22 protein-coding genes and 3 pseudogenes are annotated in these 26442 nt (G+C 50.8%); 12 read left to right on the top strand and 13 right to left on the bottom strand.

What is annotated here, in order from left to right:
* Nucleotides 1–48 precede the first annotated feature (48 nt).
* The 6 genes from ACLHDD_RS19195 to ACLHDD_RS19170 all read right to left on the bottom strand — a co-directional run bounded on the left by ACLHDD_RS19195 (nt 49) and on the right by ACLHDD_RS19170 (nt 6766).
* On the bottom strand, nt 49–1080 hold the full coding sequence (locus ACLHDD_RS19195) for a methionine synthase (protein ID WP_427105426.1): 1032 nt from the start codon (nt 1078–1080) through the stop codon (nt 49–51).
* Nucleotides 1081–1109: 29 nt separating this feature from the next.
* On the bottom strand, nt 1110–2090 hold the full coding sequence (locus tag ACLHDD_RS19190; RefSeq protein ID WP_427105425.1) for a DUF1852 domain-containing protein: 981 nt from the start codon (nt 2088–2090) through the stop codon (nt 1110–1112).
* Between the two features lie 1010 nt (nt 2091–3100).
* A complete protein-coding gene (locus ACLHDD_RS19185) occupies nt 3101–4405 on the bottom strand; it encodes a PQQ-dependent sugar dehydrogenase (RefSeq protein ID WP_427105424.1) in 1305 nt (434 codons plus the stop codon).
* Nucleotides 4383–4832: a DUF2231 domain-containing protein gene (locus ACLHDD_RS19180; protein WP_427105423.1), complete on the bottom strand. Its 450-nt coding sequence runs from the start codon at nt 4830–4832 to the stop codon at nt 4383–4385. The genes ACLHDD_RS19185 and ACLHDD_RS19180 overlap by 23 nt, the downstream gene beginning before the upstream one ends.
* Nucleotides 4833–4891: 59 nt before the next feature.
* Nucleotides 4892–5656 (bottom strand): SDR family NAD(P)-dependent oxidoreductase, encoded by a 765-nt coding sequence (locus tag ACLHDD_RS19175; RefSeq protein ID WP_427105422.1) that lies wholly within the window; start codon nt 5654–5656, stop codon nt 4892–4894.
* A 69-nt stretch (nt 5657–5725) separates the two neighbouring features.
* Nucleotides 5726–6766 (bottom strand): LacI family DNA-binding transcriptional regulator, encoded by a 1041-nt coding sequence (locus ACLHDD_RS19170; RefSeq protein WP_427105421.1) that lies wholly within the window; start codon nt 6764–6766, stop codon nt 5726–5728.
* A 373-nt stretch (nt 6767–7139) separates the two neighbouring features.
* Between ACLHDD_RS19170 and ACLHDD_RS19165 the strand changes: the two are divergent.
* Nucleotides 7140–7733: pseudogene (locus ACLHDD_RS19165) on the top strand (integrase core domain-containing protein); the annotation flags it as partial.
* A gap of 225 nt (nt 7734–7958) precedes the next feature.
* Here the strand turns inward: ACLHDD_RS19165 and ACLHDD_RS19160 are convergent.
* Complete coding sequence (locus ACLHDD_RS19160) at nt 7959–9653, bottom strand: glycoside hydrolase family 13 protein (RefSeq protein WP_427105420.1); 1695 nt, start codon at nt 9651–9653, stop codon at nt 7959–7961.
* A gap of 454 nt (nt 9654–10107) precedes the next feature.
* Between ACLHDD_RS19160 and ACLHDD_RS19155 the strand changes: the two genes are divergently transcribed.
* On the top strand, nt 10108–10818 hold the full coding sequence (locus ACLHDD_RS19155) for a GntR family transcriptional regulator (protein ID WP_427105419.1): 711 nt from the start codon (nt 10108–10110) through the stop codon (nt 10816–10818).
* 454 nt (nt 10819–11272) lie between these two features.
* On the opposite strand, the pseudogene ACLHDD_RS19150 reads toward ACLHDD_RS19155, so the two are convergent.
* Nucleotides 11273–11626, bottom strand: a pseudogene (locus tag ACLHDD_RS19150) (transposase); the annotation flags it as partial.
* Nucleotides 11627–12226: 600 nt separating this feature from the next.
* A complete protein-coding gene (locus ACLHDD_RS19145; protein ID WP_427105418.1) occupies nt 12227–12937 on the bottom strand; it encodes an IclR family transcriptional regulator in 711 nt (236 codons plus the stop codon).
* Nucleotides 12938–13109: 172 nt separating this feature from the next.
* Between ACLHDD_RS19145 and ACLHDD_RS19140 the strand changes: the two genes are divergently transcribed.
* Nucleotides 13110–13802: an RraA family protein gene (locus tag ACLHDD_RS19140; protein WP_427105417.1), complete on the top strand. Its 693-nt coding sequence runs from the start codon at nt 13110–13112 to the stop codon at nt 13800–13802.
* Nucleotides 13802–14752: a hydroxyacid dehydrogenase gene (locus tag ACLHDD_RS19135; RefSeq protein WP_427105416.1), complete on the top strand. Its 951-nt coding sequence runs from the start codon at nt 13802–13804 to the stop codon at nt 14750–14752. The genes ACLHDD_RS19140 and ACLHDD_RS19135 overlap by 1 nt, the downstream gene beginning before the upstream one ends.
* Nucleotides 14753–14841: 89 nt before the next feature.
* Here the strand turns inward: ACLHDD_RS19135 and ACLHDD_RS19130 are convergent, their stop codons facing one another.
* Nucleotides 14842–15675, bottom strand: a complete 834-nt coding sequence (locus ACLHDD_RS19130) for an oxidoreductase (protein ID WP_427105415.1) — start codon at nt 15673–15675, stop codon at nt 14842–14844.
* 102 nt (nt 15676–15777) lie between these two features.
* Here ACLHDD_RS19130 and ACLHDD_RS19125 point away from each other — a divergent pair, with 102 nt between their 5' ends.
* Complete coding sequence (locus ACLHDD_RS19125) at nt 15778–16698, top strand: AraC family transcriptional regulator N-terminal domain-containing protein (protein WP_427105414.1); 921 nt, start codon at nt 15778–15780, stop codon at nt 16696–16698.
* 162 nt (nt 16699–16860) lie between these two features.
* Here the strand turns inward: ACLHDD_RS19125 and ACLHDD_RS19120 are convergent, their stop codons facing one another.
* Nucleotides 16861–18201, bottom strand: a complete 1341-nt coding sequence (locus tag ACLHDD_RS19120; RefSeq protein WP_427105413.1) for an MFS transporter — start codon at nt 18199–18201, stop codon at nt 16861–16863.
* Nucleotides 18202–18693: 492 nt separating this feature from the next.
* On the opposite strand from ACLHDD_RS19120, the pseudogene ACLHDD_RS19115 reads away from it, so the two are divergent.
* A pseudogene (locus tag ACLHDD_RS19115) lies at nt 18694–18840 on the top strand (SDR family oxidoreductase); the annotation flags it as partial.
* A gap of 175 nt (nt 18841–19015) precedes the next feature.
* Here the strand turns inward: ACLHDD_RS19115 and ACLHDD_RS19110 are convergent.
* The gene (locus ACLHDD_RS19110) at nt 19016–19351 is read right to left on the bottom strand and encodes a VOC family protein (RefSeq protein ID WP_427105412.1); all 336 of its coding nucleotides are present in this window, start codon (nt 19349–19351) and stop codon (nt 19016–19018) included.
* Nucleotides 19352–19438: 87 nt separating this feature from the next.
* Here ACLHDD_RS19110 and ACLHDD_RS19105 point away from each other — a divergent pair, with 87 nt between their 5' ends.
* The 3 genes from ACLHDD_RS19105 to ACLHDD_RS19095 all read left to right on the top strand — a co-directional run bounded on the left by ACLHDD_RS19105 (nt 19439) and on the right by ACLHDD_RS19095 (nt 22107).
* On the top strand, nt 19439–20155 hold the full coding sequence (locus tag ACLHDD_RS19105) for a helix-turn-helix transcriptional regulator (protein ID WP_427105411.1): 717 nt from the start codon (nt 19439–19441) through the stop codon (nt 20153–20155).
* 504 nt (nt 20156–20659) lie between these two features.
* Nucleotides 20660–21460 carry an SDR family oxidoreductase gene (locus ACLHDD_RS19100; protein ID WP_427105410.1) on the top strand — a complete coding sequence of 267 codons (801 nt, stop codon included), beginning with the start codon at nt 20660–20662 and terminating at the stop codon, nt 21458–21460.
* A 170-nt stretch (nt 21461–21630) separates the two neighbouring features.
* Complete coding sequence (locus ACLHDD_RS19095; RefSeq protein WP_427105409.1) at nt 21631–22107, top strand: glutathione peroxidase; 477 nt, start codon at nt 21631–21633, stop codon at nt 22105–22107.
* A gap of 33 nt (nt 22108–22140) precedes the next feature.
* Here the strand turns inward: ACLHDD_RS19095 and ACLHDD_RS19090 are convergent, their stop codons facing one another.
* Nucleotides 22141–23052 (bottom strand): LysR substrate-binding domain-containing protein, encoded by a 912-nt coding sequence (locus ACLHDD_RS19090; protein WP_427105408.1) that lies wholly within the window; start codon nt 23050–23052, stop codon nt 22141–22143.
* Nucleotides 23053–23176: 124 nt separating this feature from the next.
* Between ACLHDD_RS19090 and ACLHDD_RS19085 the strand changes: the two genes are divergently transcribed.
* The 3 genes from ACLHDD_RS19085 (at nt 23177) to ACLHDD_RS19075 (ending at nt 26370) form a co-directional block, all read left to right on the top strand.
* Nucleotides 23177–24556, top strand: coding sequence for an MFS transporter (locus ACLHDD_RS19085; protein ID WP_427105407.1), 1380 nt, complete (start codon nt 23177–23179; stop codon nt 24554–24556).
* On the top strand, nt 24553–24969 hold the full coding sequence (locus tag ACLHDD_RS19080) for a DUF4440 domain-containing protein (protein ID WP_427105406.1): 417 nt from the start codon (nt 24553–24555) through the stop codon (nt 24967–24969). The genes ACLHDD_RS19085 and ACLHDD_RS19080 overlap by 4 nt, the downstream gene beginning before the upstream one ends.
* 156 nt (nt 24970–25125) lie before the next feature.
* Nucleotides 25126–26370, top strand: coding sequence for an aromatic amino acid transporter (locus ACLHDD_RS19075; protein WP_427105405.1), 1245 nt, complete (start codon nt 25126–25128; stop codon nt 26368–26370).
* The last annotated feature ends 72 nt before the right edge of the window (nt 26371–26442 follow it).

Here is a 26442-nt window from a genome sequence, read left to right as displayed (position 1 = left end):
GCGCTATCCGGCCAGCGCGGCTGGCCGGATAGCGCGTTCGGTGAGGAATTATTTGCCCAGGATTTCTCTGCGGACAATCTCTGCACCCGCGCTCAGCGCATGAAGTTTGCCATTCGCAACATGGCGTGGCAGCGGGATCATGCCGCAGTTAGTGGACGGATAGAGATTTTCCGCGTCCACAAACTGCAGCGCCTTGCGCAGGGTGTCGGCTACGGCTTCAGGCGTTTCGATCTCATGGGTCGCCACGTCGATGGCACCGACCATGACTTTCTTGCCGCGAATCAGCTCGATCAGATCCATCGGTACGCGTGAGTTCTGGCACTCCAGTGAGACGATATCTATAGCCGAACGCTGCAGTTTCGGGAAAACCTCTTCATACTGACGCCACTCTGTGCCCAGGGTCTTTTTCCAGTCGGTGTTGGCTTTGATGCCATAGCCGTAGCAGATATGCACCGCGGTTTCACACTTCAGGCCCTCAACTGCACGCTCCAGCGCGGCAATACCCCAGTCGTTCACCTCATCGAAGAAAACGTTAAATGCGGGTTCATCGAACTGAATGATATCGACACCCGCCGCTTCCAGCTCTTTCGCTTCCTGGTTCAGGATTCTGGCGAACTCCCAGGCCAGCTTTTCGCGACTTTTGTAGTGGTTGTCATACAGCGTATCGATCATGGTCATCGGGCCCGGTAACGCCCACTTGATTGGACGATCGGTCAGCTTGCGCAGAATCTTTGCATCTTCAACAAATACTGATTTCGGACGAGAGACTTCACCCACCACGGTTGGCACGCTTGCATCGTAGCGGTTACGGATACGAACCACTTCGCGCTTTTCAAAATCCACACCACTGAGGTGCTCAATAAAAGTGGTCACGAAGTGCTGACGGGTCTGTTCGCCATCGCTTACGATATCGATACCGGCCCGCACCTGGTCATCCAGGCAGAGACGCAGGGCATCTCTTTTACCATCAACCAGCTCTTCATCCTGCAGTTTCCAGGGTGACCAGAGAACCTCTGGCTGCGCAATCCATGAGGGTTTAGGCAAGCTGCCCGCAGTGGATGTTGGTAATAACGTTTTCATAGCAGGTGACCTTTTTCTATTTTAATTAATCAGAGAACGGATTCGGCAGACCATTGTGAGAGCAGCGTCTGGTTAGGCTTGATAAAATGCGTCTCAGTAAATCTGCCCTGCTCAACCGCCAGCCGGCTGCGCTCTTCGCGATCGTAAACAATACGGGTAAGTGAATAGTCCTGATGCTGCAGCGTTGGTTGATAGCACTGTCCGGCTGCAGAGTTTGCGTTATAAATTTCCGGACGATAGATCTTCTGGAATGTTTCCATGGTGCTGATGGTGCTGATCAGCTCAAGATTGGTGTAATCGCTCAGCAGGTCACCGTGGAAATAGAACGCCAGCGGCGCGACGCTGCCCTGCGGCATAAAGAAGCGGACCTTCAGACCCATTTTTCCGAAATAAAAGTCAGTCAGCGAAGGCGCATCCTGCTGGTACTCGATCCCCAGCACCGGATGGTGATTACCGGTCCGCACATAGGTGTTTTTACTTGAAACGCTCAGGCAGATAACCGGTGATTTGCTGAAGTTCTCTTTATAAACAGCCGAATTAACAAAACTTTTAAAGATGTTGCCGTGCAGCTGGCCAAAGTCCTCAGGCGTACTGAATTCCGTCTGCCCCTTGTTAAATTCGGCCAGCACCACGCTGAAATCGTAATCGCGTACATAGGATGAGAAGTTATTGCCTACGATACCTTCGATGCGCTGACCGGTGTGATGATCAACGATCTGCGTTTTCAGAATTTCAATCGCCGGGAAAGATTCATCTGCGCGGCCACCAGAAAGATTCAGTTCAGCAGAGATAATATCCAGTTCGACAGAATAGCGATCGGCTTTTGGGTTATCCCAGTTTGCCAGTGCGTTAAAGCGATTGTTGATCATTGCCAGGGCGTTACGCAGATTTTCCTGACGTTTTTCACCACGCGCTAAGTTAGCGAAGTTAGTCGTCGCCCGCGTATTTTTCGAAGGGTTATAGTTTTCGTCGAAACGAATGCGCTTGAGGGTAAAGGCTAAAGTATTCATCGCTGTCGGTATCCTGCTCGCTGATATGGAGGTCAAAGGCAATTTCCCTTAAAAACCTCTATATGACACAAAGTTATTAACAATTCTTACTTTATGCCTCAACTACCGGTTTAAAAAAAGTGATCAATTTTCAACGAACATGAAAGAAATTCATGTTGGAGGGGTGATGCGAGAATTTCTTCATGCCGTTGCGTTGCACGCTGGAGCGTGTGGCGAGTGTCACGATCCGCAACCTGTAAAGATCGGTTGGCCCGGCTTGCGGCGTCCAGAGCGAACGCATCAGCGTGCTGAAGGGTGAGCAGTTGTGTTTGATGTCAACTTGGAAAGGGGTTTAAAAGTCGTGCAGTGGTTGCATGCGATGAACGTCCGCTATGAGCGAATAGCGTACAATGAGTACCAAAACAATGATTATATCATTCTGGTTTACATTTATAGGCATATCTGAACGAATTGCAAAACGAAAGAGGACGGAGAAAAGTCATTGATGAAAAAGTAAACCGGTTCAGCCACTGATTTTTCAGCATGTCGCCGGTAGGAAATTAATACAGCGCTAGCAAAAGCGAATGTCAGCCTCTGATAGAAACCGGAAACTATAAAATAGGTCAGGGGTGCCTGGCAGAAGTTTAGCGTTCCAGAGAAAACATTCAGCACCTTGTTATATTCACTCCATGTTTAACCAGAGCCCCTATGACCCTAAAGAGAATAAAAACTCATCACTGATAAAAAATCACAAAGCAGTAATAAATCTACTCAAAAACTCCTTCTGCTTTTAAAATATTTTGAGTGCTTGTATTTTCCTTAGGCATACTAATAAACCACCATCCGAATAATTTAGTCGCTTAGAATACCCGAAGCGAAAAATTAATTTAGTAGAGTGAGTATAGTATAAGCCTATGCTGTGAATTTTCATTGATTACCCCATCCTGCGTTACTTAATAACCACCAGAAAACTGAAGGTAATTAATTATGGCATTAATCAATAGCTTAAGTTAGAAGTATTAAGTTTAATTTTATTTTGAGCTAATCATCCAGACGGAGTTACCTACATCATCTGCGAATATAATTTCACCATTTTTATCCTGTGCCAGACCTACTGGTGAACCATAGAGATACTTGTGATCGCGAGAAACAAAACCACTCACTACAGTTTTTGGTTGACCTATCGGGACGCCATTTTGAAATTTTATAAAACTGATTTTGTAGCCATTGATAGGAATACGGCCCCAGCTTCCATGTTCACTGACAAATGCGCCACCATGGTATTTTTCTGGCAGGTTGTTTTTAGTACTGAACAATATTCCTAAAGGAGCAACATGTGAACCAAGTGCGTAGTCTGGCTTCAATGCCTGAGCAACTTTATCTGGTCGCTCTGGCTTTACTCTTTTGTCTACATGCTGACCGAAATAACTCCATGGCCAGCCATAAAACCCGCCGGGTTTTATGGACGTCATGTAATCTGGAACCAAATCGTTGCCAACTTCATCACGTTCGTTAGCAACGGCCCAAAGTTTTCCGCTTACGGGTTCCCATGCCAGACCAGTGGGATTACGTATGCCACTGGCATAAATTCGACTTGCACCGGTGTTAATGTCTACAGCAAGAATGCTGGCGCGGCGATATTCTACATCTAGTCCATTTTCTGTAATGTTACTGTTGGATCCTACACCTACATATAATGTCGAACCATCGGGACTGGCTAATAATGCTTTAGTCCAGTGGTGGTTAATTGTATTTGGTAAATCAGATACTTCCTGAGCGGGTTCCTTAATTGAAGTTTCCCCCATGACATATGGATAACGCACCAAGTAATCAGCATTTGCTACGTATAAAAAATTCCCGATTAGCTGGACACCAAACGGAGAGTTAAGGTTCTCAAGAAAATTAAATCTCTTCCAGCTATTACCTACTTTACGAAGCAGCGATATCCGGTTCCCACCCTGACCACCTTTTCCTGCGCGGTTTTTTATTACTGCCGCAATAAGTTGTTTTGGTGCTGTTACTTTTTCCTGTCCCGGACTATTGCCTTCAACGACAAGAACATCGTTGTTTGGAAGGACATAAACAGTCCTTGGGTGGAGCAAGTTGTCAGCTATTTTCTCTATTTTCATATCATCAGCAACCACAGGCATCAAATCTCTTGGCCATCCCATTCCTTTCGGTACTTCAACCGGAGGGACCAAAAATTTTTTTGGCTCAGGTAGCACAGGATTTGCACCTATTTGTTGTTCAGGTTTGAGTGTTGATGCCTGATCACAGCCTGCAGCAAGGAAAATGGAAAGAATGCAGCCGGTTTTACTGAAAATATTTAAACACATAACTTTTCCCTATAATTAAATGACTTTCTACTATTTTAGCGACAACTAAAAGCAGGACGGTTAACGATGAAAAAATAATATTATCTGGTGCTATTGCAAATGCATCCCTGCCGTGTACAAAGCAGTTTATCACCGCACTGATTATTGCAAAGAAATTGAGAAAGAAATCAAGATGCACTAATGAAATTTTACTTTTTTTCCATACAATGCAAACCCAATAGAGATTTATCAACCTGGGGATAATGGCAATAAACAAACCAATCAATAACAGCCAGCTTGAAGTTTTACTCCATGAAACGTCATAATTAAAAAAATAAACAAAATCAAAAATTAATGCACAAAAAAACATGCCGTACCAAATAGGATCTAATATTTTAAATATAGTAAAAATAAGTATTGTTTTTTTTCCTTCATGGATTTTTTTCATAAAAAACCTTACCTTTAAATGATTTTTATTTTTTCATCTACCTGACTTTTTAATGATATCTATACGCAATACACGCCACCATTAATGTCAAGCGTTGCACCATTTATAAAACCATCATATTCAGAGGATAAAAAAACCACCGCTCTTGCAACATCTTCTGGTTGCCCGGCTCTTGCTAATGGAATTGTTTTTATGGTCAATTCTGAAGAGGAATCAGACGTATGGTTTCGATGAAAGCGAGTACCCAATATAAAACCAGGCGCTACAGCATTTATACGTATCCCATGTGGTCCCAGTTCTGCAGCTAAAGAGCGGGTCCATGTCAATACTGCACCTTTTGCAGCTGAATAAACGAGCGATCCTTCATGTCCGCCTGTTCTCCCGGCAAGAGATGCGATGTTAACAATGCTGGAACCTGAAGTTTTATTAAGTAAATATGGCAACATCATCTGTGTGACATTCAACATTGTGGTTATGTTTCTGTCAAAAACCTCGTTTAGGAAAACTTTATCTATTTCTCCAAGTTTTTTTCTTCCAACTAATCCTCCGACATTATTAACCAGAATATTTACTCCCCCTAAAAAATCTATAGCTTTACCAACACAATCCTGCGTTTCAATTTCCGACGTAAGGTCAGCATAACTATAGTTTGCTTTTACACCTGCAAGTTCAGCCTGCTTTAGCAACGATCTAGGCCCACTTTCATCACTGTGATAGTGGAAATAAACATTACACCCTTCATTAATCAGTTGTGAAACTATTGCGTACCCAATGCCCTGTTCTGCACCACTTACGAATGCATTCATGCCTTTCAGCGTTCCCATAACTCCCCCGTAGAAATACCAATTTTAGAATTTGAGTTTCGGTGAAAAAAATAACCACTAAATTTTTAGTTAAACTTTAACTGAAGACCTGAAAAAAACCTCAGGTTTAAATATATAATCCATCGGCTCTAAACTCTTGTTTTCAATCCTTTCAATAATTCTGTCTATTATTTTTCTTGCCATTTTTTCTAGAGGAGGACCCACCGAAGCCAGACTCGGATCAGTAAAAGCACTGAATGTAATGTTATCAATACCAATAATTGATATATCTTCGGGAATTTTTAACCCTTGGGCACGCATGCCCGACATCAAACCGATCCCCAACGCATCATTAATAGTAACAACACCGTCAGGTATGTTTGATCCTTCCAGGATTTTTTTACATATAGATAGCCCTAAATTAAACATCTCTGAATCTCCGAATTCTACTAAAGCCTCGACCTCTATAATTCTTGATTGATACTCATCTCGATTAAGGATTTCAAACGCTGAAAGAAAACCTGATATTTTCTGATTCCTTCCAACTGTTAATGTTGATTCTGTAATAAAAACAATTTTTTTGCATCCTCGATTTTTGAGATGTTCTGCAGCTACCCTTCCTGCTTCGAAGTTATCCATAGAGACGTTATCAAATACTTTCCTTGCTCGGCTGCCAGGCATGTAGTTTGAATTGTCATAACTCAGAAAAACCATCCCTCTTTCGGCAGACTTGATAAAATGTGTCTGCCGCATGTCGCTTGAAGCTACAATTATTCCGTGAGCCTTTAGATTGAACATATCATTTATGAACCTTACTTCTTTTTCTTTATCTCTGTAGCAAGAGCATATTATAATGTTATAATTAATATTATTAGCTGCGATCTCTAAAGCATGTGCCAAGCCTGCAAAGCTCGGGTTTGCAATTGATGGTATCATCAATCCTAAAACTCTATCTTCCTCTTTATATAAGAAATTATTTCTTTTCCTCGGCTTGTACCCAAGCTCCATCATGACACTTTCGACTTTTGATCTGGTTTCTTCCGTCATACTGCCAATGCGATTGTTAATTACATTTGAAACAGTACTAATAGACACACCAGCATGCTGTGCCACATCACGGATGTTAGTCATATTTCAGTTTCTGGTTCCAGTCAGCTTCTAAAGCATTTATTCAAATTTAATTTGCATAATTTGAACTGGCAAGGATTAAGGTTTAAATTTCTGAGGTAAATCTCTATTTGTGATGTGAATCACAAAAAGGCTTTATGTTTACTAAACTAAAACTCTAGTAATTTAATTAAGCCGCACCAACGTAGTGGTCATTGTATTTAATTAGGTCAATTAATATCATGGCTAGAAGTATTATTTAAGTAAAACATAACATGTGAGGTGAAGTGTTTTTATTGCTAATTTTATGAGCGGTGAATTAATCTATTGAATTTAATATTGTCATATTAATTTAAGTTTTGTATTTTACAGCCTGTAAAAAATAGAACGTTAGCGTGCTGGCAGGCTAATGAAAGATTTGGGGCTGGTCGGTTATAAGCAGCCGTCTGAACGAAATAAGCTCTGTGGTTATAAGCGCATCGCTATCCCAAATCATATTGAGCGACAGTTTGCCGTAATGGAGCTTAACCAGCTATGGTGCAGCGATATGACCTGTATCTGAAAAGGTAAACGCTGGCCGTATTTCGCTGTTGTTCTCGCCGGACAACAGGCTCATCATGAAAGCGCTGGAAACGGCATGGATAAACCGCATTAAGCCCGCTGTGGTGATGTACACAAATTATTAAGGCTGACATTAAACGAGCAGAAAGTTCTGGCAGTTACTGTGGCGGCATATGATCAGGCTGAGTATAAATCGGCGTGGAAACAGATGGAATAACGGCCTAATGGAGCGCTTCTATCGGAGTTTCAAGAATGAATGGATGCCGGCATAGGGCTGTGGAAGCTTAAGCAATGCAGCTCACCCAAATCGGACTATATAGTAGGGTATTATAGCGCACTCAGGCCGCATGAATATAATGTTGGGTTACCACTAAAAAAATCGGAAAACAGATTCAGGAAAAACTCTAACGCTGTGGCCAGTTTTTGTTGACCACTCTAAGACGCCCTCTGCATGTTCTGCGGCACAGAGTCTATTTGAAACATTCCTCTATCCCAAAGCCTGTATTCAAAAGATCAGTACATGCCGATGTTAGCAACGTCCGCCTCTGGCACAAAGCGGACATTCGTATCAACCAGAGTTCGCTATGAGGGAGAAGGAAATCGTGGTGAAAAGCAAACCGCCGATGCATGACCGGCGGAGTAATTCGGCTGTGGTTTACAGTCTGTAAATGGAAGCCTGCCATGGTTGCAGATCCAGCTGGGTTGCTCCCTCTTTAGTCGTATGGCCGGAACCACTGTCTAATGCGAGCCTATTGATTTTTATCCCCTCCGGAAGTGAATATTTCAGTTGTTGTTTGGTGAAGTTGATTATAACAAGATAGCGTTGGTCATCCAGTGTGCGCGTATAGGCGAACACGTTATCGTTTGCTGGATCGATATCCTTAAATTTGCCATATATCAGCGCCGGCGTTTGGCTGCGCAGAGTGATGAGGTGCCGGTAATAGTTATAGACCGAGTCGGGATTGTGTTCCTGAGATGAGGCATTGATCTGCACATAGTCAGGATTGACCGCCAGCCATGGCTTGCCGGTTGTAAATCCTCCATTAGCCTGGCTGTTCCATTGCATGGGTGTACGTGCGTTGTCACGGCTGGTTTGCCTGACGTTTTGCAGATATTCCTGAGCTGAAACTTTACCGCTGATAACAAAATCTTTCCACTGGCCTCGTACTTCAACATCTTCATAGTCCTCAATACGCCTGAACGGGTAATTGGTCATTCCGAGCTCATCACCCTGATAGATAAACGGTGTGGCGCGTTGCGTCATCATCATGGTCGCCAGCGCCTTTGCAGAGGCTTCCCGCCAGAGTGGACTGTCGTCACCGAAGTGCGATACGGCACGCGGATTGTCGTGGTTACTCAGGAAACTTGTGTTCCAGCCATCATCACCTGCTGCATTGTCAATTTTGGTATAGATTGCTTTAAGCTGCGGCAGGGTCCAGTCGGTTTTACGCCAGCCATCACGGTCCAGTCTCACCAAATCAAAATTAAACAGCATGTTCAGTTCATGGCGCTGCGGATCGGTAAATGTCTTCGCCTGTTCAGGCGTTACTCCAAACGCCTCGCCTACGGTCATCGTGTCATAATGTGAGAGGACTTCCCGGTTCATTTCCTGCAGATACTGATGGACGTAAGGTCCGTTGGCAAAAACAAACTCAGGGTGTGACAGCGCAGCGGGAGGCAGATCCGGAAGCCCTGGCTGCTTGGAAATAAAAGGAATGACGTCCATGCGAAAGCCTGATACGCCTTTATCCAGCCAGAAGCGCATAATGTCATACACATCCGTTCGCACCTTCGGGTTATCCCAGTTAAGATCCGGCTGTTTGCTGGCAAAATAGTGCAGATAGTACTGGCCGGTTTGCGGATCCAGTTTCCAGGCCGAACCACCAAAGAATGACGGATAGTTATTTGGCGCTTTGCCATTGTGACCGTTGCGCCAGATATAAAAATCACGGTACGGGTTGTCTTTGGATTTGCGGCTTTCCACAAACCACTGATTTTCATCGCTCGTATGATTGACCACCAGATCGATAATCAGCCGCATATGACGTTTTTTCATTTCTGCCATCATGCGATCGAAGTCTGCCATCGTGCCGAACTCTTTCATGACCTTTCTGTAGTCACGAATGTCATAGCCGTTATCGGCATTGGGTGAATCAAAATGTGGACTCAGCCAGATAACGTTAACGCCCAGCGTTTTCAGGTAATCAAGTTTTTCGGTAATGCCATTCAGATCGCCGATGCCATCGCCATTGGTGTCGTTGAATGAACGTGGATACACCTGGTAGACCACTGCCTCTTTCCACCATTTATTCTCACCCGGCACTGACTGAGCCGCTGTGTTTTTTGGCATTGTCTTCTCCGTTTCAGATGCAACTGCCTGCTGACTCAGTAATGCCGCCATCAGCGCCGCAGATAACCAACCCATACGTAATGTTGCCTTTTTCCTGATTAACGTGTTCATTTTGCAATCTCATTAATAGCGCCAAAACACCTGATGCCGCCGCAAGCGACTGGCTGAATTGAAGTTTTCCTTCGCGTCTTAATCGCGTTGGGTAAGAGGGGTGGCGAATGTATGTCCCGACAGAAAGGTAATCCCCCCGCTTTTTAAAGGCGCAGGTCAGATAGAAATTTTGAAAGCAAACTCTAAAAAAAAACTGCTAATGAGATGTCTTTTAAATGTGTAAGTTGTATAGATTTACAGGGCTATTCATCATTGTGTAAAAAAATAGTAATTTTAATCAGTTATTTATTTTGTTTTTTCTTTTCCGGGTTTAAACACTCTCGATCATACAAGAGGTATAAAAGTGATTTTTAGGCTGATAGCACAGAGGCTACGTGAGCGCATTAATTCAGATGAGTTTAAGCAGGGCGATGCGCTGCCCGGTGAGCAGGTATTGGCGCAGGAAACCGGTGTTTCGCGCAGTACGCTGCGTAAAGCGATCACTATTCTGGTTGAAGAAGGCATGCTCGAACGCAGGCACGGCAGCGGAACCTATATAGTGCAAAAGGATTTGCAGCACGATACCTACGCGCTAAACAGTTTTGCCGAGCATATGAAGGAAATTAAAAGAGAGCTGAGGAATGAAGTCGTGCAGTTTTGCGTCAGACAGGCACCACCGGCCATCGCGCGCCAGCTTCGCATAAAGGCGAACGACCAGGTGTATTTTTTTCAGCGCATCCGCTATGTAGACGGCAAACCGTATATGGTGGAAGACAGTTATATGCCAGTTCGGTTGTATCCCACGCTTTCTTTACATTACATGCGCGGTTCAAAATTTGACTACATTGAGAACCAGTGCGGCATCGTGATTAACTACTGTATCGAAACCTTTGCGCCTGCGCTGGCTACAGAGCCATATGCGTATCATTTGAAGCTCAAAGAGGGCGCGCTACTGCTGCAGCTTACGTCTCTGGCGCTTTCGACTGAAGGGGAATATCTTGATTTTTCGGTCATGTACATGAACCCCAGTGAATACCAGGTGAAATACCACATGAAGCGCAACAAAATTTTGTAGAACAACCCTGATGTTCAGTTTGTACAAAGCCGCTTCAGCGACAGGGAGGCACGAGATAACGTTTCATTTCCGCAGAGTGCGGCATTTCACCGAACAACAGAAAAGAACATAAAAAACCGCCTGGTAGTCGCCTGTTCAACGTGGTAGATGGCATTATTAATGTACAGCGGGAAAACCAGAGCGTTCTGCTCTGGTGTTGGCATATCCGGCTTCACTACATCCACTATTATTACTATCTGCAGAAGACGGTGATTCTGCAACAGATAATGGAAATCATTGTTTCCTTTTTTATGGATTAACAGGGGAACAGGATTCAGTCTTGTACGGGTTTGTTGCCTGCCGAAGCAAAATCCATTTATAAATGTCCGATTTTGGCACAAAGCGGACCCTCTATTCGTTCAGATTGAACAGAGTTACGTATCATCTGCTTCATCCAAAGTCGAAAATTGTCTCTTCAGCTGTATATCCAATCCTTTTGGTCCCTGAACATAGCATTGAGTATCGTTATGAATTTTCTGATGCAGGCTGTGATCGCGAATTTTTTTACTTTTCCACGTGCAATGAGGGATGTATAGAAGTCTTTAATCTGAGGGTTATATCGAATCGCTGAAAGCATCGCCATATACAGTGTTGCCCGCAGGCCAGCCCTGCCTCCCCAGATAGCCCTTTTACCGCGAAGCTGCCCGCTGTCTCGATCATACGGGCATACACCTACCAGGGCCGAAATCTGCCTGCGCGTCAGCGCGCCCAGCTCAGGAAGCTGGCTCAGGATAGCCGCCTGAGTTACTGGCCCAACGCCTTTAACTTTTTCAAGCATTTTTCGTTTTGCAAAAAGCGCAGCGTTTTGATTAAGCTGGTATTTTATTTCCTTGTCCAGAATATCAATCTGTGAGTTAAGCCAGGCGATGTGCGCTGCAATCCCCGTCTCAATATATGTCCCGTTTTTTTCCTGCAGCCTGCTAGCTTCCATGATAACCCCCGATATATGAAGACCTTCCAGCTCCTTCAGCAGTTGCATGATGCCGGAGGCTGAATTCTCCAGATGTATCAGTCGCTCACTGGTATCAATAAAGACATCTAAAGCGAACTTTGATACGTCAATACCAACAGTAGTTTTATCGATCATTTCAGTTCTCCCTGCCTTGCAGATACGGGCTTTTGATGCACCAGGCAATTGTTCGGGCTATAGCTGAAAGTGATGCTGCGCATAGTGCTCACCCGCGGGCTTGTTAATCCCTGGATGTCGATCGCGCTGCAGCATCAGTAAAAACACAGGATAAGTTTAGTCCCATCCCGGTTCTGCTTTAAACATACAAAATGATGCGAATGCGGAAACCTACAGGTTCCCGCCCGACAGCCTGACCACGCCATTGACTGAGTAACATAGGGTGAGTGATAAGCGCGACCGTTACACCTGATAAAATTGCTCGCACATCATTTTTCGTGCACCGGATTTCAGTGAAAGTCGGCAGGCAGCCTCCCGCATTAACTGGCCCAGCCCGCTTTCCCGCTTCGACGCCGTCAGTCGGGAGGCTGGCCCGGTGAGCGCCAGCGCCGCAAGCAGCCTGTCGCCTTCGCCAAAGACAGGTAATGACAACGAGGCGATATGAGGATCACGAATGCCAGAGGTAAACAAAGGTAATTCAGGTACGGTGTCAAACAACGCTTCATTCTGTCCCCAGTAACGCAGGACCTGCCCGATCGCGGAGTTATCCAGCGGCAGAGAGGTGCCGGGCAGGCGCGTTTCCCGCAGCCCTTCGGACGGCTCGGCTCTGAACAGACAGAGGCGCTCGCCGTTTTCAATCACATACCAGGTCGCACTCTCGCCGGTCGCGGCGGCCAGCGCATGCAGTTCAGGCTGAACCACACTCGCCAGGTGGAAAGATTGCTCATAGAGCTTGCCCAGATAGAGCAGTCTGGGCCCGAGGGTATAAACGCCATTGTCGCGGCGGATGACATAGTTCATCCGTTCCAGTGAGTTCATCAGACGATAAACCGTCGTTTTATGGTAGCCCGAAAGCTGCGCGAGCGCGGTCAGCGTTAATGCCTCCTCGCCCGGTTTAAAACAGTCCAGCAGCGCCAGCGCTTTTTCTACGGCGATTACGCCTTCATTTCCCATCAGTACGTTCTCCTGTTTGCGACGGCAGGCAGTTTACCGCGCAATTTGTGATTCACATCGTATTTACATCACAAATAGGCGCTTAACACTGGTGCGTTCGGAATTAACATCGCTATAGTAGTTTTATATTGTACAACTTAGTTGTACCTGATGAAATAAACGAGGAGCGTCTATGTCTCATGCAGATAATACCTTCATCAAACGCGACATCACCCGTATCTCGCCGGCACTCGTAAAACAGGCGGCTCAGTTCCAGGCCGCGATACTCGCCGATGTCGCCGGACGACGCGGCACGCTGCATGGACGCGTTAAACCCGTTTCGCCCACCATGAAAGTGGCCGGGCCTGCGATTACCGTTGAGGTCAGACCGGGTGATAACCTGGCTATCCATGCCGCGCTGGCGATTGCGCAGCCCGGCGATGTGATTGTCGTCGACGGCAAGGGCGACATCAGCTGCGCGCTAATTGGCGAGATTATGTCGACTCAGGCGGAAGCCTCCGGTATTGCAGGCATTATCATCGATGGTGCGGTGCGTGACGCCGATGCCCTGAGCGCAAACGGCTTCCCGGTGTTCGCGGCGGGTCTGAACCCCTGTGGTCCGACAAAATCGATCCCGGGTCAGGTCAATCAGCCAGTTTCAGTTGCGGGTGCCGCTATTCAGCCCGGGGATCTGATCATTGGTGACATTGATGGCGTGGTGGTCCTGCCGCGTGAATCCGTTCCGGCCCTGCTGGCGCTGGCACAGAAAAAGCTGGATTTTGAAACCGGCCGTATCGCGGCGATCCGTGACGGCGACCTGCGCGCGCCCTGGTTAGAGAAAGCCCTGCGCAGCGCAGGCATGCTGAACGATGGGGAGGCACTCTGATGACCACTCCGCCCCCTGTAATTCTGGTGACAGGCACTGACCTGGCACCGCAGGCGGTCAGCCTGCTCAGTGATTATACGATTGTTTATGCTGGCCAGCAGCCCAGCGAAGAAAGTCTGATTCAGTTGTGCCAGCAGCACAATCCGGTGGCGATTCTGGTGCGTTACGGCAAAATCAACGCCCGAATCATGGATGCTGCACCGGCTCTGCGGGTTATCTCTAAGCACGGCAGCGGCATTGACGTGATCGATCAGAAAGCAGCGGCTGAGCGTGGTATCCGCGTCGAGTCCGCGCCCGGTGCCAACGCAGCAGCCGTTGCGGAGCATGCGTGGGCATTGATCTTAGCCTGCGCCAAATCCGTGCTGACGCTTGACCAGCGGATGCGCCAGGGATACTGGGACAAACCCACGCATAAATCTGTTGAGCTGGAAGGCAGAACGCTGGGTCTGGTCGGCCTTGGGGCCATCGGCGGCCGCGTGGCCCGCATTGGCCGGGCGTTCGGGATGAAGGTTATCGCCTATGATCCCTTTGCCAGAACCTTTCCTGATGAATGTGAATCCACCTCGCTGGACGCGCTGCTGCAACAGGCCGATGTGATTTCGCTGCACTGCCCGCTAACCGAACAGACTCGCCAGATGATCAATGCTGAGAAACTGGCCCTGTTTAAACCAGGCGCCATTCTGGTTAACACGGCGCGCGGAGGACTGATCGATGATGAGGCGCTGTTAGCGGCACTGAATAATGGCTCACTGGCCTGGGCCGCGCTGGACAGTTTCACCACCGAGCCGCTGGCCGCCACGCACATCTGGCAGCAGGTTAAAAATGTCATTCTGACGCCACACATTGGCGGCGTCAGCGACAACTCCTATGTGAAGATGGGCACCGTGGCGGCCAGCAATATCCTGAACGTACTGGCGGAGCCACTGAAAAAAGAAAGTCCGGTTTCCTGATCGTTCTGACCCCCGACCAGAGTGCGGGCGGCGCGCACGGGTCGGGTTCTGTCCATTCACCGCAGCGTATTCAACGCGGCCGGAATGACTTATCCCCCGGTGGAGAGCGTAACCTTTTCCCACTGCGCTATTTCCTCGCTCAGCGCCGCCATTTTCTGTCGCACCAGGCTCAGCGCATCGCTGCCCAGCAACAGATGCGAGGGTGGGTTTGGACTCGCTATCAGTGTCAGCATGGCGCGAGCCGCTTTGACAGGATCGCCCGGCTGATGCCCGCTTTTCGCCTGGCGGGCGTGGCGGATAGGATCGAATAACGTGTCATAGTCCGGGATACTGCGCGGCGTGCGACTCATCGATCGCCCTGCCCAGTCAGTGCGGAAAGATCCGGGTGCGACGGCAGTCACATGAATATTAAACGGCGCGAGTTCCTTACTTAATGTTTCAGATATTCCTTCCAGCGCAAATTTGCTGCCACAGTAATAGCTGATGCCCGGCAGAGTAATGAAGCCGCCCATCGAGGTAATATTGATGATGTGCCCGCGACGACGCTCGCGCATGCCGGGCAGAAGCGCTTTGATCATTGCCACCGCGCCAAACACGTTCACCTCAAACTGACGGCGCATCTCCGCCAGCGGTGACTCTTCAAGAATGCCCTCATGTCCGTAACCCGCGTTGTTGACCAGCACCTCCACCGGTTCGGCGGCACGTTCCGCCTCTTCCACCACGCCAGCGATGCGATCGGTGTCGGTGACATCAAGCAGGTAACCCAAAACCCGTTGCGGATCCAGCGCCCTGAATGTCTGTAATGCCTCAGGGGTGCGTACCGTGCCAATCACCCGATGGCCTGCGCGCAGCGCCTCCTTCGCCAGGGCAAGACCAAACCCACTGCTGACACCGGTAATCAAAAACGTTTTTGCAGACATCATAATTCATCCCCATGCGGTTAAAAATTGCATGTTATTCTCAAAAATGACGAGTTTTCAGGCCTGATCGTCTCCTTTCCTTGCCTGATCTTATGAGGTGCTGTGATGAGCGACATGATTACCCGGATAAAGGCGCTTGCTGAACATGAGGGCTACAACCTGACGACGCTGCCCGATGTCCGGATTTTACGGGCCGATCGGCCACTTGAAAAAACGCCGGTGCTCTATGATTCGGGAATTGTGTTTGTCTGCCAGGGAAGTAAACGCGGTTACTTTGGTCAGAAGACCTATCTGTATGATGAGCAGCACTATCTGGCCGTTTCCGTCCCGGTGCCCTTCACAATGGAAACCGATGCTTCTGAAGCGCATCCCTTACTGGCTATTTATATCCATCTTGATCTCCGGCTGGCGGCTGAGCTGATGATCGAAATTGACCAGCTTGGCGCGCCATACGCTGATGACGCTCCGCAAAGCATGATGTCGAGCCAGATGAATGAGGAAGTAAAAGCGGCGGTAGTGCGTTTACTTGAGGTACTGGATAACCCGGCTGAAGCCGCCATCCTGGGTCGTGGCCGATTGCGCGAACTCTACTACCGTGTGTTAACGGGTGCGCAGGGAAACGCAATGCGCGCCGCTCTTTCGTTACAGGGTCACTTCGGCAAGATTGGCAAAGCCCTGCAGCATATTCATGCGCACTATGCAGAGCCGCTGACGCTTGGGCAGCTGGCGAAGGAAACGGGGATGAGCGTGCCAACTTTCCATCTCCATTTCAGGGCAGTAACCCAGCTGGCGCCGATGCAGTACGTGAAATCCGTCCGCCTCCATCAGGGACGAATGCTGATGGTTCGTCAGCAGCTGACCGCAGCAGCGGCAGGCTACGCTGTTGGCTATGAAAGTCCCTCGCAGTTCAGTCGTGAGTTTAAACGGTTGTTTGGTCTGCCGCCGGCAGAGGAGATCCGAAGAATGCAGCGTCACTTCACCTTTCCGGCTGCGCCAGCGGGCTCGGATTATATCTCTTCACATTAGGACAGGCCGGGTAACGGCGTGTATCCGACGGGCTGGTGAAGCGTGGCTGAAGGAATATGACGGGCTGACGCTTTGTCCCCTTTCACCCTGTTCTGTTATGTGGCGGGCTGCGTGTCAGATTGCCCCGGCAGACGCACTGAAAAGCGTCTGCCGGGCGTGAGGTTACTTACTTACCGGCGAAGCGCCATTTTCAACATTAATGGTCAGCTCTTTTTTTCGGCCCATAATCAGCACCGCGATACCACCGATGGCACAGAGAACGGCCAGCGGCATCATCGCCAGCGTATGGCTGCCGGTCGCCTGATTGATGATGCCGTAGACGTTAACCATCAATCCGCCGCCGATCAGGTTTGCCATTGCTCCAATCGCAGCCAGCCCTGCCGCCGCCGTGGTTGATGACATCCAGCCAGATGCCAGTGCCCAGAACGGCCCTTTCATGGAATAAGCGCCAATCAGAACCAGCGACAGGATCACGACGCTGCCGGTCAGGCTGTTGGTGATAAAGGCCGACAGCAGACCACCTGCGATCAGGAACAGGGTTAACGCGGTATGCCAGCGACGCTCACCGCTGCGGTCAGAACTTCTGCCCCAGACAATCATCAGAATTGACGCCAGACCATAAGGAATCGCATTCATTAATCCGGTGGTGAGGTTATCCAGACCATAGGATTTAAGCAGCTGCGGTGACCAGACGCTCAGCGTTGACCCTGCCGCAGACGCACCCGCGTAAATCAGCGCCATCAGCCAGATATGTTTGTGACGCAGCAGCTGCCACAGTGAGATATGGCCAATCGCTTTTTTCTTCGCATTTTCAGCGTCCAGCGTCGCGTTCAGCCAGGCTTTCTGCTCGTCGTTCAGCCAGCTGGCGTTAGAGGGACGATTGCTGAGTAAGAAGAAGGCGGCAATGCCCAGAATCACGGCCGGGAACCCTTCCAGAATAAACAACCAGTGCCAGCCGCGCAGGCCATACCAGCCATCGAGTGACAGAATCAGACCCGAAATCGGCGAGCCGATAAAGTTTGCCGCCGGAATCGCGACCATAAAGGTGGCAATCACACGCGCACGATATTTGCCGGGGATCCAGTAGGTCAGATAAAGAATTACGCCTGGGAAGAATCCGGCCTCTGCCGCACCCAGTAAAAAGCGCAGTACATAGAGAGTATTCGCGCTTTCCACGAAGGCCGTACAGACCGAGATGATGCCCCACGACACCATAATGCGGGAGATCCAGATTTTTGCCCCGATCTTCTGCATGGCCAGGTTGCTGGGCACTTCAAACAGAAAGTAACCGACAAAAAACAGGCTACTCGCCAGGCCAAATACCGCTTTAGACAGGCCCAGATCTTCGTTCATCTGCAGTGACGCCATGCCGATATTACCGCGGTCGATAATGGCAATCAGATAGCAGACGATCAGAAAAGGCAAAATGCGCCAGACCACCTTTTTAACGGTCTGCTGCTCAATATCGGCAGAGAATGTCGTGATGTGCTGTTTTTCAGACATGATGATCCTCACAATTTTATCATCGCCCTGCACGTATAACGCCGGACGCCTTGTTGTACTCTGTAAAACATCAATGTACTTAGTAAAACCATTATCACGATAAAACTGCTTCCCCGCCGGACGATGTAATCAGGTTGTGTCAGTTGTCACAAAAAAGTACACCTCCGTTTTATTTTATGTGACAGGCGTGTTGTTACAGAGAGCAGTGTGACCGTAAAGGAGTGATGCGGGACAGCCGTACCCCATGCTCGTTTCTGAGGTGAGATCGCATATCAGTGCCGCTATGTGCGGATAACAGATTCAGAGGGAAAGGCCACAGACGTCGGCGCAGTCAGGATGGCAGGCGGATCCGCGCAACGCCTGCCTGAAAAGTGCAGAATCGTAACAAAGGCCTGTACGATGGAGTCCGCGACCTGATGAGCCGGTTTCCTCTCGCGATCACGTCCCGGAACGTTTCACATTGGGTGTGAACCTGTGCTGTACAGCGGGCAAGAGGAATTTGTTGTTAATCAGGTTTCTCCCGGCCGGGTCGGAACGGCTGAAGAGGCCGCGACTGTGGCGCTTTTTCTTCTTTCAGACGAGGCATCATTTGTTACTGGTAATCAGTACGCCGTCGATGGCGGACTGGTTCATTACTGATTGCCCTAAACGTTGTTGATTCCGCTTCATCGGGTGCGGAATCAACCGGGCTTAAAACGCCGGTAACGATCCACGTTGACTGAGACTCTTTTACAGAATCAATAAGCGGGTGCTGGCGCCAGCGATGATACCGCCTTCGCATCATAATGTTCTGCGCGAAGGCGACAGACTCTCATTAGTCCGGTATGCAGACACGAATGCGGTGCCCGTCAGGGTCGAGCGCGACAAAAGTTAACCCGAAAACAGCCTGGCCGGGTTGCTGCTCCATCCTGACGCCTGCACCTGTCCATCGCTGGTATAACGCCTCTACGGTCTGCGCATCCTCAACCATAAAACTCAGTTCAGTGCGGCTACCTTGTCCACAGGAGATAAAATCTGCGGCGGACGTCGACCATAATCCGAGATTAAGACCGTTGTTGAAAGAAAACGCCGCCCATGTTGGAAGTACAATGTCAGGCGCCTTATCGAACAGGCGCTGATAAAACTCACTGCTGGCGAGTGGATTTGCCACGTACAGTATCTAGAGATTCGGTATCATTCTGTGCATGTCTCATTCAAATGGGTGAGAGAACACTATGGCAGGGAGCAGTGACAAAACATGTCAGCATCAGGACCTCAGCGAGCCGGGCGCTTACTCACGCTGATGGAAATTCTTTATCAGCATCGCTACCCAATAAGCGGGCACCAACTAGCTGCGGAACTTTCGGTCAGCCTGCGCACCCTTTACCGTGACATCGCGGCCCTGCGGAGGCAGGGCGCTGACATACAGGGTGAAGCAGGAACCGGATTTGTTCTTTCGCGAGGCTATCTTTTACCTCCCCGGATGTACACTCCGGAGCAGTTAGACGCTCTGGCGCTGGGCTTACGCTGGGTGCAGATGTTTGGTGACGCCGGGATTGCGAAAGCTGCCTCCGAAGTAAAAGGCAAGGTCAGCCAGGGTCTGCCCGCCGAATTACAGACACTCTTCGGAAATTCGACATTGCTGGTAGGAAAAGCAGAACCTTTCAGCAAGGTAATGCCCGCTCCGCCCCTGATCCGACGCGCTATAAGACAACGATTAAAAGTCCGGGCGGTTTATACCGATCATTCGGGCCACGTGAGCAAAAGAGTGATCTGGCCTTTTGCGATAGGCTACTTCTCCGGTGAAATTATTCTTGCAGCCTGGCGCGAGCTCCGGAATGATTTTCGTCATTTTGACATCAGCCGGTTAGATGAGGTGGACTTTCTGCAGAACTGCTATCCTCATCCCAGGAACAAGCTGATTAGCATGTGGCGTCAGGCAGGGCGGGATATTCACGTTAAGCCCTTACCGTGAAACGCCCGGATCGGGTAAGGAAGCGGAGCTGACCCTGTCACAATTTAGCCGCATGGAAAAAAGTCAGCACCATATTAACGCCCCGGGCTTTTTCGCATTGAATTAAGGCCGTATGACTTGCAAGGCAGAACAGTTATTCCCCGGATTATTATGCCAGAAAGAGCCCTTGTGCAGCCGGACTGCTCCTGAGCTTTTCACAATACGAGGGGATTACGGGTGCGCAAGCGACCTTGTCTCTCAGACTGCATTCTCTGATTGCTGCCCGCCCGGGCTTTATATCCGTCGCGCCTTTCTGCCGCTTACTGTCGCGCGATGAGTCACCTCAACGCACGGATGACGGCTAACCGCCGACTTCGCATCTATAATTCAGTGACTCAGCCCCGGGGCGCGCTTCATCCAGCGCCAGGGGGACTGAACATTGTGTCAGCGAAGCATCAACGTTCCGTCCCTGGACAATGCCTGCCGGGTAAATGACGCGCATCATCTGCTAATAAAGGAAGCCTCATGATCTTATCACTCGAAAACCAGGTTGCACTGGTCACTGGCGCCAGCTCTGGCCTCGGCTATGCCTGTGCAGAAGGACTCGCCAGGGCAGGAGCCAGTGTGGTGGTGAACTACCACAGTCAGGAAGAACCGGCTCGGGAACTGGTTGAAAAAATCCGTGCGGCGGGAGGCCAGGCCATCGCCGTGCAGGGCGACGTGTCGAAAGAGGCGGACGTCGACGCCCTTTTCAGCCAGACCATCGCGGAATTCGGCAGGCTGGATATTCTGGTCGCCAACTCCGGCCTTCAGAAAGACGCGCCCTCCATTGAGATGTCACTGGAAGACTGGAACACCGTCATTGACGTGAATCTGACCGGCCAGTTTCTCTGCGCACGCGCCGCGCTGCGTCAGTTTCGCAAACAGAACCACGACACGCAGATCAGCCGCGCGGCAGGCAAAATCATTCACATGAGCTCAGTCCATCAGCGCATTCCATGGGCGGGCCACGTCAACTATGCCGCCTCTAAAGGCGGGGTGGATCTGCTGATGCAGACCCTGGCGCAGGAGGTGGGTGAACTGCGTATCCGCGTTAATGGCATCGCACCGGGCGCAATCGCTACTGCGATTAACGAAGAGACTACCCAGGGCGAGGCAGGCAAAGCACTGCTGAAACTGATCCCCTATGGTCGCATCGGCGAAGCGGAAGATGTCGCCAATGCGGTCGTGTGGCTGGCCAGTGACCTGTCAGACTACGTACATGGCACCACGCTGTTTATTGATGGCGGAATGAGCCTCTATCCCGGCTTCCGCGACAACGGCTAATCCCCCTGAACCGGTGCCTTTGGCCGCGTTGATTCGGGCGGAGAGAACCCCTTTCCGCCCGGATACCCGGCCGCAGGAAAGCTGCGCCAGCAGAGGCGTTCAGCTGAACAGCAGTTGCGCTCACTGTGTTAAGGTTGACGTAAAACGGATTCTGCTCTGAGGATGATGGTATGTCGCCCTTTTATCAATTCACCGCCACCCGCCTGGATGGCCAGCCTGTCACGATGGCCGACTATGCGGATAAGCTGGTGCTGGTGGTGAACACCGCCAGCAAATGTGGATTCACGCCACAGTATGCGGGCCTTGAAACCCTCTATAAGAAATATGCCGACCAGGGTCTGGTGATCCTGGGGTTTCCCTGCAATCAGTTTGGTAAGCAGGAGCCTGGAGGGGTCGACGAGATCGCGCAGACCTGCCACATCAATTACGGGGTCAGCTTTCCGATGTTCGCCAAAGTTGAGGTCAATGGCGCGTCAGCGCATCCGTTATTTCGCTATCTGAAAACGGCGTTACCTGGCGTGCTGGGCGGCCGGATTAAGTGGAACTTTACGAAGTTTTTGATCGGTCGCGATGGTCAGCCACTCAGACGCTTCGCGCCAGTTACCACGCCGGAAAAGATGGAAACGGCGATTCAGGCGGCCCTTTAATACCCACAGGCCGCGCGGTTCGCCGCCGCCTGATCAGGCCCTGTCTGCTGCGCCTGAACGGTTGCTCAGAAAATCGATGAAGGTGCGCACCTTCTCCGGCACATGGCGGGTATTGGGATAGAGCGCGTAGATTCCCTGACGCGGAAAGCGATGATCGGGCAGCACATGCGTCAGCCTGCCGTTTTCTATCTCCTCCTGCACCAGCCAGGCGGGCAGAACAGCCACGCCCGCCCCCGCTAAAGCAAAAGCCAGCAGCGAGGAGGCACTGTCTGCCGTAATCATGGCGGGGTGGCGGGCACTGAAAAGCACACTTTCTCCGCCAGGCGTAATCACCTGCCAGTTAAGCGGCGATGCTAAGCGGCTGTGCGCAATCCAGTTTGCCGATGCGAGTTGTGTCAGATTCCTTATAGCAGCCCCTTCCAGCGTGTTGAGGTAAACCGGGGCCGCCACCGCCAGAATCGCAAACTGCCCGATAAGGCGGGCGTGATGATTTGAATCGGCCAGCTGACCGAGCCGGATCGCAACATCAAAGCGACCAGCAATCAGATCGTCATTCTGTGATGAAGAAACATGCTGGATGCGCAACTGCGGATGGATTGCGGCAAAGGCGGCCAGCGCCGGAACAACCACGCGGGCACCATACTCCGGCGTCGTTGTGATCCTGAGCAGTCCGCTTAATCCTGCGTGATCGCCACGCACATCCTCCAGCACGCTTTCCGCCTCCTGCAGCAGCTGAAGGCAGCGATGATAAAACCGTTCGCCGGTATCAGTGGTTGAAACACGGCGGGTACTCCTGATAAGCAGTGAAACACCCAGTTCCTGCTCAAGCTGCCTGACGTTAAAACTGACCACCGCTTTGGTCAGCCCCAGCGTCTGCGCCGCACCGGTAAAACTGCCCGCTTCGGCCACTGCGACAAATATTCCCAGCCGTTGCATATTGATCATCATCCGCTCCTTCCCGGGGACTGATTGTCAAAATAATTTTGACAGTGTAACAACCGGAAGCGAATTTATCCCGATCGCCCTCACGCCTATACTGCACGCCACATGCCCTGTCACCGGAATAAAAATGACCTATCGCGTCCGTGTCGCCAGCGTTTATCTGCTGGGATTTTTCATTGATTTGGTAAACATGTTTATCGCCAGCGTGGCTTATCCGGAGATTGGCCGACACTTTGATGCCCCGGTCAGCCAGCTGGCGTGGATCAGCAACGGCTACATTCTGGGGCTGACCCTGGTGATGCCTCTGAGCCGCTGGCTGGCCAGCCGCCTGGGTGCCCGGCGGCTTATTATGCTCTCACTGCTCATTTTTATTGTGAGTACCTGCGGGGTAAGTGCTGCTGCATCAATTTCACAGCTTATCGCCTGGCGCTGGCTCCAGGGGATCGGCGGCGGACTCCTGATCCCTGTTGGTCAGACGCTAACCTATGCCCTTTACCAGAACCATGAACGCGCCAGGCTCTCATCGGTGGTGATGCTGGTTGCCCTGCTGGCACCGGCACTCTCACCCGCTCTGGGTGGGCTGGTGGTCGAGCAGCTTAGCTGGCGTGGAGTCTTTCTTGTCAGCCTGCCCCTTGCGGGGGCAGCCTTTGTGCTGGCGGCATGGTGGCTGAAAGCGGATCGCCCGGCGGCGAAAGCTGATTCGCTGGACCTCACAGGGCTCGTCAGCGGAAGTGCCGCGCTCACGCTGATTCTTTTCGGGCTGACCGCGCTGGGTGAGGCGGCGCGGTATGGTGAAGGCGCATTAATGCTGCTGGCCGGTCTGGTCGTGCTGAACAGCTATGTCAGAAACGCGCGCAGGAAGCGCCGTCCTCTGCTTAACCTGCAACTGGTGAAGGACCCGCTATTCCACACCGCGATGCTGATCTATCAGTTCATCCCTGGCGTGTTCACTGGTGTGAGTGTCATCACCATGCTCTATCTGCAGAATCAACTGAGCATGCCCGCCAGTGTCGCGGGTACGCTGATGCTGCCGTGGTCTCTGGCCTCTTTTGCCGCTATCAGCCTGACGGGCAGGAAGTTTAACCGCTGGGGGCCGCGTCCGCTGTTGATCGCCGGATGTCTGGCACAGGCGGCGGGGATGGGCCTGCTGGCACTGACGGGACAGGCAGCGGACACCCTCATCTTCCTGCTGGCTTTTGCGTTGATGGGGTTCGGTGGCAGCCTGTGCAGCAGCACAGCACAGAGTGCGGCGTTTATACAGATCGCCGACCGCGATCTGGCCGATGCCAGCGCCCTGTGGAACATCAATCGCCAGCTCAGTTTCTGTTTCGGCGTCACGCTGGTCAGCCTGCTGTTCAATCTTCTGGCGAACGCGGGGATGGTCCCGCAACACGCTTATCATCTCTGCTTCGCGATCGCGGCCTGCAGCGCGATAATCCCGCTGCTGTTCGCCCTGCGCATCACCAATCACAGAGTAATACTCATACTTAACAGGGAGTCGCAATGAATCGCTATTTTCAGGAAATCCTGGATGCCCATGACTTAATCAGGGCATGGCTGGGCAATACAGCGGCAAAGGATGAAATCTGCGACCAGCTTCTGGCGCGTTTCAGCCCCGCCTTTTCCATGGTGACGCCCGGCGGCGGTCTGCTGGACATCACGACCTTAACCTCATTCTTCCTTACCCAGCGCGGCGTCCGCGCCGGTCTGGAGATTGAAATCAGCGATATGAGAATAATTGCTGAGGGCGAAAATGGCGCAACGGTTGTCTATAAAGAATTACAGCAGCTGCCGGGCCAGCCTCCGACACTGCGCTTCTCAACGGTGGTGTTCGAAGTAAAAAAAGAGGGCGGACTTCTCTGGCGCCACCTGCACGAGACATTCCTCCCGCACCCGTCTGGTGTTCCGGGTAGCTTATAGACACTGAGTAACATGATCTCCCGCACACTGACCTGTGAACGGCGCGGTTGAGCTGTTTCTGAACAGATAACCGGAAGAAGATCGCAGGTTGAATAGCCAGAACCCTGCGAATGACGCTATTCTTCTGCGCTCAATTTGACGCTTCAGGAAACCCACATGTCAGAGAGTGCAATTTCAGGGCGTTCCCCTTCGGTATTCTGGGGAGCGACCATCATTTGCGGCACAGTGGTTGGTGCAGGCATGTTTATTCTGCCGGTTGTGATGGCAGGAGCCTGGTTTGGCTGGTCGTTGCTGATACTGGCCTTTAGCTGGATCAGTATGTTAATCAGCGGCCTGCTGTTTCAGCGCGTCAGCCAGCACTACCCGCTGGAAACCGGCTATGACAAAATCGTCCGTGACCTGTCAGGCCGCGGCTGGGCGGAAATCAATGGCCTGAGCCTGATGTTCGTGCTGGGCATTCTGACTTATGCCTATATTTCCGCAACCGGGCCGGTTTACGAGCATTCACTGAGCGCCCTGACTGGCCTCAACGTTTCATCCTCAGACGCGAAAATCATTCTGGGTGTAACGGTTGCCGCTATCGTCTGGCTGGGAACCAGTAGCATAGGCCGGATCATGTCTGTTCTGCTCATTGCCAAAATTGTGCTGCTGCTGGCGTTGTTTGGCGGGTTACTGACGACGGTAAACAGCGATTACCTCTTGGATAGCGATAACCCGGCGGGAACCTACTGGCCCTATATGCTCGGTATCGTGCCCTTTTGCCTCGCCTCGTTCGGCTATCACGGCAATATCACCGGCCTGATCGCCTATTACGATGGCGATGCCCGCCGGGTAAAACAGTGTCTGTGCACCGGCACGGCAATGGCGCTGGTTATCTATCTGTTCTGGATCCTCTGCACTATGGGTAACCTGCCCCGTTCCGCGTTCCCGGAGATCGCCAGAGAGGGCGGCGACATTGCCGCCCTGATGCGGGCGTTTAATCCCGACGGGGTGACCACCCGGCTCTCGCTGCTCTTCTCTGTGTTTTCACATTTTGCGGTTATCTGCTCCTTCGTGGGGGTGACCGCCGGCCTGGTGGACTACATCAGCGATCGCTTCAGCATCCCCACCACCCGGCTGGGCCGCCTTAAAGCCACGGCAATCACCTTCCTGCCGCCGTTGAGTCTGTCGCTGCTTTACCCCGATGGATTCGTCACCGCCATCGGCTATGCAGGACTGCTCGCGACGCTCTGGGCCGTCATTATTCCGGGAATGCTTCATCTGAAGATGAAGGCGCGCCCCGCTTCAGGCTATCAGAGCAGCAAGTGGGATCCGTTGCAGCTGGGCATTATCATGACCTTTGCGGTGTTGAATATCCTCTCGTGGACGCTCAGCGAGTTTCATCTGCTGCCGGTGTTTTAATCTCATAAAAACGTGCCAGCATACTGGCACGCTGAACGGCCCGTCGCCCCGGTTAACACCGTCTCCGGAAAG

The organism is Pantoea sp. NSTU24 (genome assembly GCF_050157905.1).
In the GTDB taxonomy this organism is placed as follows: domain Bacteria; phylum Pseudomonadota; class Gammaproteobacteria; order Enterobacterales; family Enterobacteriaceae; genus Pantoea.
The sequence above is the reverse complement of the archived record's forward strand: the minus strand, read 5'-3'. Positions and strand labels throughout refer to the sequence as shown.

Excerpts from the sequence above, each read along its gene's own strand:
- ACLHDD_RS19080 (WP_427105406.1), top strand. The coding sequence starts at position 24,553 with ATGAATCGCTATTTTCAGGAAATCCTGGATGCCCATGACTTAATCAGG.
- ACLHDD_RS19185 (WP_427105424.1), bottom strand. The coding sequence starts at position 4,405 with ATGTGTTTAAATATTTTCAGTAAAACCGGCTGCATTCTTTCCATTTTC.
- ACLHDD_RS19135 (WP_427105416.1), top strand. The coding sequence starts at position 13,802 with ATGACCACTCCGCCCCCTGTAATTCTGGTGACAGGCACTGACCTGGCA.
- ACLHDD_RS19160 (WP_427105420.1), bottom strand. The coding sequence starts at position 9,653 with ATGCCAAAAAACACAGCGGCTCAGTCAGTGCCGGGTGAGAATAAATGG.
- ACLHDD_RS19100 (WP_427105410.1), top strand. The coding sequence starts at position 20,660 with ATGATCTTATCACTCGAAAACCAGGTTGCACTGGTCACTGGCGCCAGC.
- ACLHDD_RS19085 (WP_427105407.1), top strand. The coding sequence starts at position 23,177 with ATGACCTATCGCGTCCGTGTCGCCAGCGTTTATCTGCTGGGATTTTTC.
- ACLHDD_RS19075 (WP_427105405.1), top strand. The coding sequence starts at position 25,126 with ATGTCAGAGAGTGCAATTTCAGGGCGTTCCCCTTCGGTATTCTGGGGA.
- ACLHDD_RS19140 (WP_427105417.1), top strand. The coding sequence starts at position 13,110 with ATGTCTCATGCAGATAATACCTTCATCAAACGCGACATCACCCGTATC.
- ACLHDD_RS19180 (WP_427105423.1), bottom strand. The coding sequence starts at position 4,832 with ATGAAAAAAATCCATGAAGGAAAAAAAACAATACTTATTTTTACTATA.
- ACLHDD_RS19190 (WP_427105425.1), bottom strand. The coding sequence starts at position 2,090 with ATGAATACTTTAGCCTTTACCCTCAAGCGCATTCGTTTCGACGAAAAC.
- ACLHDD_RS19195 (WP_427105426.1), bottom strand. The coding sequence starts at position 1,080 with ATGAAAACGTTATTACCAACATCCACTGCGGGCAGCTTGCCTAAACCC.
- ACLHDD_RS19170 (WP_427105421.1), bottom strand. The coding sequence starts at position 6,766 with ATGACTAACATCCGTGATGTGGCACAGCATGCTGGTGTGTCTATTAGT.
- ACLHDD_RS19145 (WP_427105418.1), bottom strand. The coding sequence starts at position 12,937 with ATGGGAAATGAAGGCGTAATCGCCGTAGAAAAAGCGCTGGCGCTGCTG.
- ACLHDD_RS19130 (WP_427105415.1), bottom strand. The coding sequence starts at position 15,675 with ATGATGTCTGCAAAAACGTTTTTGATTACCGGTGTCAGCAGTGGGTTT.
- ACLHDD_RS19120 (WP_427105413.1), bottom strand. The coding sequence starts at position 18,201 with ATGTCTGAAAAACAGCACATCACGACATTCTCTGCCGATATTGAGCAG.
- ACLHDD_RS19095 (WP_427105409.1), top strand. The coding sequence starts at position 21,631 with ATGTCGCCCTTTTATCAATTCACCGCCACCCGCCTGGATGGCCAGCCT.
- ACLHDD_RS19175 (WP_427105422.1), bottom strand. The coding sequence starts at position 5,656 with ATGGGAACGCTGAAAGGCATGAATGCATTCGTAAGTGGTGCAGAACAG.
- ACLHDD_RS19105 (WP_427105411.1), top strand. The coding sequence starts at position 19,439 with ATGTCAGCATCAGGACCTCAGCGAGCCGGGCGCTTACTCACGCTGATG.
- ACLHDD_RS19090 (WP_427105408.1), bottom strand. The coding sequence starts at position 23,052 with ATGATCAATATGCAACGGCTGGGAATATTTGTCGCAGTGGCCGAAGCG.
- ACLHDD_RS19125 (WP_427105414.1), top strand. The coding sequence starts at position 15,778 with ATGAGCGACATGATTACCCGGATAAAGGCGCTTGCTGAACATGAGGGC.